Origin of the sequence: Saccharomonospora saliphila YIM 90502, from assembly GCF_000383795.1 — a bacterium.
GTDB lineage: Bacteria > Actinomycetota > Actinomycetes > Mycobacteriales > Pseudonocardiaceae > Saccharomonospora > Saccharomonospora saliphila.
Genome location: NZ_KB912712.1, coordinates 39,519 through 43,767, shown reverse-complemented (window position 1 = coordinate 43,767; position 4,249 = coordinate 39,519). Strand labels below are relative to the sequence as shown.

The window sequence follows — 4,249 nt, the reverse complement described above, 5'->3', positions numbered from 1 at the left end:
TCGCCGCGCCGTTGTCGGCCGCCCGGCCGGTCAGCTCGGCGATCGTGGCCTGAAGGCCGACCATCAGTTCCCGCACCGCCGCCTGGCCGCCGGTCGGCACGGGCGGGGTCTGCCGTGCCGCCGCCACCGCCTCCATCGTGCGCGCGACCTCCCGGATGATCTCCTCGCGCACCCGGTCGTTCTCCACCTGACCGGCCTTGAGCGCCTCGGCCGCCTCGGCCACGGCGTTCTCGATCTCGGTGCTCTCGTCGAGCAACGCCGAGACCTCGGCCTCGAGTGCCGCCGCCGTACCGCTGGCGTTGTCCGTGGCCTGCCCGGCGGAGCGCTGCTCGAGCAACACACGCTGCGCCTCACCGGTCCCGCGCACCTCGTCGAGCGAGGTCCGCAACCCCGACTGCCCGCCCCGGGCGGCATCGATCGCGGCGTCGTCGGTACGCAGTTTCTCCGCGAACCGGTCGGGCGCGTCGAGAGCCGCGCGAGTCACCTGTTCGGCTTCGACGGTCATCCCAGCTCCCTGCCCAACCGCTCGATCGTCGCCTGCTGGTCGGCCTCGACCGCGTCGTAGTTGCCACTCGTGCGCCGGGCCGCGTCGGCCATGCGCTGCCAGTCGCCACCGAGCTTGCCCACCCGTTCCCGCAACCCGCGCATCCGGGCCGCGTAGGCGGCGGCGAATCCGGCCTCGGCGCCCATCGCGGAGAACCCGTCCCCCGCGAGTTCGACGTGGGAGGCGAGGTACCGCTCGTCCGCGCCGCGCACGTCGTCACCGACCGGGTCGATGGCCCGCGCGTAGGCGTCGTAAGCGCCGTCGGAGACGAAGAATCCCGCGTGTGGTGTGCCGTCCACCGTGCCTGTCCTTCCCTGCCGCCCCGTCACTCGTGGACTGCGACGCGCCAGGGGCGCGTGCGGTTCCGCCGGAACCTCAGACCGTGCGCGTCCCTGGCGGCGGGGCCGAACGTGCGGCATCGGCGGTGCCGGAGACGCGGAGCCGCCGATCCCCTGTTCGGCTCACAGGCCGCGCGTGCCGACCGCCGAGTCAGCTCTCGGCCGAGCCGCCGAGCACCCTGTCCAGCCACCGAGGGTCGCTGATGTCGACGATCTCGCCGTCGTCCGCCACGACCAGCGGAGTGCCGAACGCGGGCTCGTCACCGCCGAGGTCGCGGTGCAGGCTGGTGTCCTCGTTGACCCGCCGCATCTCCTGCTTGAGCAGGTCGTCGTAGGTTCCCCCGCGCACGCCCTCGGCGAAGGCGTCGCCGGTGATGCCGAGGTCGCGGCCGAGCTGGATGAGCTGCTCGTCGTCGTAGCCGCGCTTGCCCTCCTCCGGCTGAGCGGCGAAGAGACTGTCGTGGTACTCGGTGAACACGCCCTCGTCGGCGGCCAGCAGCGCGGCGTTCGCGGCGTCGAGCGAGTATCCCGGCGGGTCGGACAGCTCCGTCAGCATCGGCACCATGTGGGTGCGCACGGTCAGCTCACCCGCGGCGACCCGTTCGGCGATCCGCTGCCCGTACTGTTCCTCGAAGTCCCCGCACACCGGGCACAGGAAGTCGGCGTAGACGTCGATCGTGGTGGGGGCGTCCGGCTCTCCGGTGATCACCACGGCGCCGTCCCTGCGCTCGGGGACGCCGGAGGCCACCGAGCTCACGGTCGGGATGGCCTGGCCCTCCGTGGCGTTCTTCGAGGCATTGGTCCAGACGATGCCGCCGACGACCACCGCCGCGACGAGCACGACGACGGCGACGATCACGATGACGTTCTTCCTGTCCGTACCGCCACGGGCGGCGGCCACGGTCTTGCCCCCGCCACCGCTGCCGGCCCGCTGCTCCTGCCGGCGCTTGCGCTCGGCCCGTTCCGCTCCGCCCACTGCGTCCTTCTCCTGATCTCGCGTTTCGATCCCGCGTCCTCGTCGGACACCTCGTCCGAGGTCTCGCCCCCGTGCCGCCGTGCCGTGGGCCCGGCGCATCACCGCCGTGGCGCCCGGCCGCCCGCCCGGGTTCACACGTGCTCGGTCTCCCTGGCCTCCGCCTGCCCGGCGGACTCGCTTCCCGGCCGCCGCCGCACCCAGCCGTCCACCGACAGCGGTGAGGCGGGCCGCACCAGCAGCCAGCAGGCCATCGCGAGGAACCCGACGTCGCGCGCGATCTCCTGCGGGTACCGGGTCTCGCCCGGGTCCACCTGGCCCCCACCGCCGAAGCACCCGCAATCGATGGTGAGCCCGCGCGCCCACGACTGCGCCACCGCCGCGATGAACGCCAGCAGCACCACCGCCGACACGACGGCCGTCACACGGATGCCCGCGCCGAGCAGGAGCAGCAGCCCGAGGACGACCTCGACCAGCGGAAGACCCGTGGCCACCACACCGACCAGGCTCCCCGGAAGCAGCTCGTAAGCCTGGACCGCGAGGTAGGCCTGGCCCGGGTCGGCCAGCTTCGCCCCACCGGAGACCAACCAGACCGCGGCCAGCCCGAGCCGCGCGAGCAGGCCGACGACGTCGAGTAGGCGTCCACGTGAGCCGAGCACGCCCTCTAGGCTAGCCGTCGCACCTGAGACGACAGTGAGAGGCGAGGGCGATGCGACGGCTCACGTGCCTGGTCAGCGCGGTCGCGTTGGGGCTGGGGTCGGCCGCGTGCACGACCACGGACGCGGCAGTGGACTCGATTGTCACTCGGGCGGAGGACACGGGTTCACTCACCATCGGTATCCGCATCGATCAGCCCGGCCTCTCCGAACGCACGGTGGACGGTCGCATCGTCGGGTTCGACGCCGACGTGGCGCGCTTCGTGGCGGGCGAACTCGGCGTCGAACCCGAGGACATCGTCTGGGAGGAGACGGTGCCCGCCGAACGCGAGAGCGCCCTATCCACGGGCGCGGTGGACCTCGTCGTCGCCGCGTACTCGATCACGGAGGAGCGCAGCCGGTCGGTGGCGTTCGCGGGGCCCTACTTCGAGACCGGGCAGGACGTACTCGTGCGCCGGGCCGCGCCCGAGATCACCGACGCGTCCCAACTGCGCGGCAGGACACTGTGCGCCTCGAGCGGGTCCACCTCCACCGACACCGCGGAGAAACGCTTCGGCGGCGCTGTGCGCCTGGTCGAGTACACCCGCGTGTCGGAGTGCGTCACGGCGCTGCTCGCCGGACGCGTGGACGCGGTGACCACCGACGCGGCGATCCTCGCGGGATACGTGGCGCGCAACCCCGAGCTGCTGCGGCTGGCGGGGCTGCGGTTGTCCACCGAACGCTACGGCGTCGGCCTCCCTCTCGGCGACGACGACGCGCGCGCGGCCGTCGAGGCCGCCATCGACCGCATGATCAGCTCGGGCTCGTGGCGTGTCTCGGTGCGACGTCATCTCGGGCCAGCGGGCCTTGAGCCGTCCGACCCTCCCCGGGTGGCGTCACGCTGACCGCGGACACCTCATCGCCCGCCGACGGCTCGCGCTCGTGCCATCCCCGCGCGACCGCCTCCCGGATCTGGGCCTGGTTCTCCCGCACCGCGTGAGCGAAGAAGTCGTCGATCCGGGGATCGGTCAGCACGTCCAGGGTGACCCGCATGGTCGTGTCCACCACGGTGCGGACGATCTCGTCGTGGAACGGGAGCCGGGACAGCCTTCCCGCCTGCGGGTCGTCGCGGACCTTCTCGGTGACCAGCTCGCGCAGCGACTCCTTGTGCTCGTCGAGCGAGCGTGCGATGTTGCGCGGGTAGCGGCCGGTCTCCAGTACCTTGGCGACCTCGTCGAGTACCGCCACCGTGACGGGCTTCTTGATCGCCGCGACGACGGGGCGGGAGAACCGCTCCACCACGCGCTGGGTGACCCGCTCGCCGACCACGCGGTCGGTCGCCCTGCCGAGGCGCATCAGCAGCACCACCACCCGCAGCAACCGCAGTCCCCGCAACGCCGGGTGCGCGATCGGGATCATGCCCAGAACCTCGTACCAGCCGCGCAACGGGAACCGCCGGTCCCAGCGCGCCGCACGCCACCGCCACACGAACTCGGCCGCGAAGACCCCGCAGATGGCGGTGTCGATCGCGAACACGACGACCGCGGTGCGCTCCGAGACGTCGACGACGGTGGCGTAGGTCAGCAGGCCCACCGAGACCACGGCGAGCACGAGCATCACGATGTCCACGGCCGTCCGGCCCCGCCGGGTGCTGCCCCTGATCATGGGCGGCATTCTTCCCCATGCTCCGCTCGGGACAACGCCGCGACCCGGCACCGTCCGGCGGGTCCGGGCGGGGCCGGTGGACGGGCGGGCCGGC

5 protein-coding genes and 1 pseudogene are annotated in these 4,249 nt (G+C 72.7%); 1 reads left to right on the top strand and 5 read right to left on the bottom strand.

All coding sequences use genetic code 11. The annotated features are described in order from the left end of the window. The 4 genes and pseudogenes from SACSA_RS23595 to SACSA_RS0117725 all read right to left on the bottom strand — a co-directional run. Nucleotides 1–505 (bottom strand): annotated as a pseudogene (locus SACSA_RS23595) (C40 family peptidase); the annotation flags it as partial. Then, on the bottom strand, nt 502–843 hold the full coding sequence (locus SACSA_RS0117735) for a hypothetical protein (protein ID WP_019819075.1): 342 nt from the start codon (nt 841–843) through the stop codon (nt 502–504). The pseudogene SACSA_RS23595 and the gene SACSA_RS0117735, both read right to left, overlap by 4 nt. A 190-nt stretch (nt 844–1,033) precedes the next feature. After that, entirely contained in the window at nt 1,034–1,858 is an 825-nt protein-coding gene (locus SACSA_RS0117730; RefSeq protein WP_019819074.1) for a DsbA family protein, read from the bottom strand. Between the two features lie 131 nt (nt 1,859–1,989). Next, nucleotides 1,990–2,514 (bottom strand): MauE/DoxX family redox-associated membrane protein, encoded by a 525-nt coding sequence (locus SACSA_RS0117725; RefSeq protein WP_019819073.1) that lies wholly within the window; start codon nt 2,512–2,514, stop codon nt 1,990–1,992. A gap of 50 nt (nt 2,515–2,564) precedes the next feature. Here SACSA_RS0117725 and SACSA_RS0117720 point away from each other — a divergent pair, with 50 nt between their 5' ends. Then, on the top strand, nt 2,565–3,395 hold the full coding sequence (locus tag SACSA_RS0117720; RefSeq protein WP_019819072.1) for a glutamate ABC transporter substrate-binding protein: 831 nt from the start codon (nt 2,565–2,567) through the stop codon (nt 3,393–3,395). Here SACSA_RS0117720 and SACSA_RS23590 read toward each other — a convergent pair. Further along, a complete protein-coding gene (locus SACSA_RS23590; protein ID WP_019819071.1) occupies nt 3,304–4,155 on the bottom strand; it encodes a hypothetical protein in 852 nt (283 codons plus the stop codon). The two genes, SACSA_RS0117720 and SACSA_RS23590, sit on opposite strands and share 92 nt — an antisense overlap. Between the last annotated feature and the right edge of the window lie 94 nt (nt 4,156–4,249).

Excerpts from the sequence above, each read along its gene's own strand:
- SACSA_RS0117720 (WP_019819072.1), top strand. The coding sequence starts at position 2,565 with ATGCGACGGCTCACGTGCCTGGTCAGCGCGGTCGCGTTGGGGCTGGGG.
- SACSA_RS23590 (WP_019819071.1), bottom strand. The coding sequence starts at position 4,155 with ATGATCAGGGGCAGCACCCGGCGGGGCCGGACGGCCGTGGACATCGTG.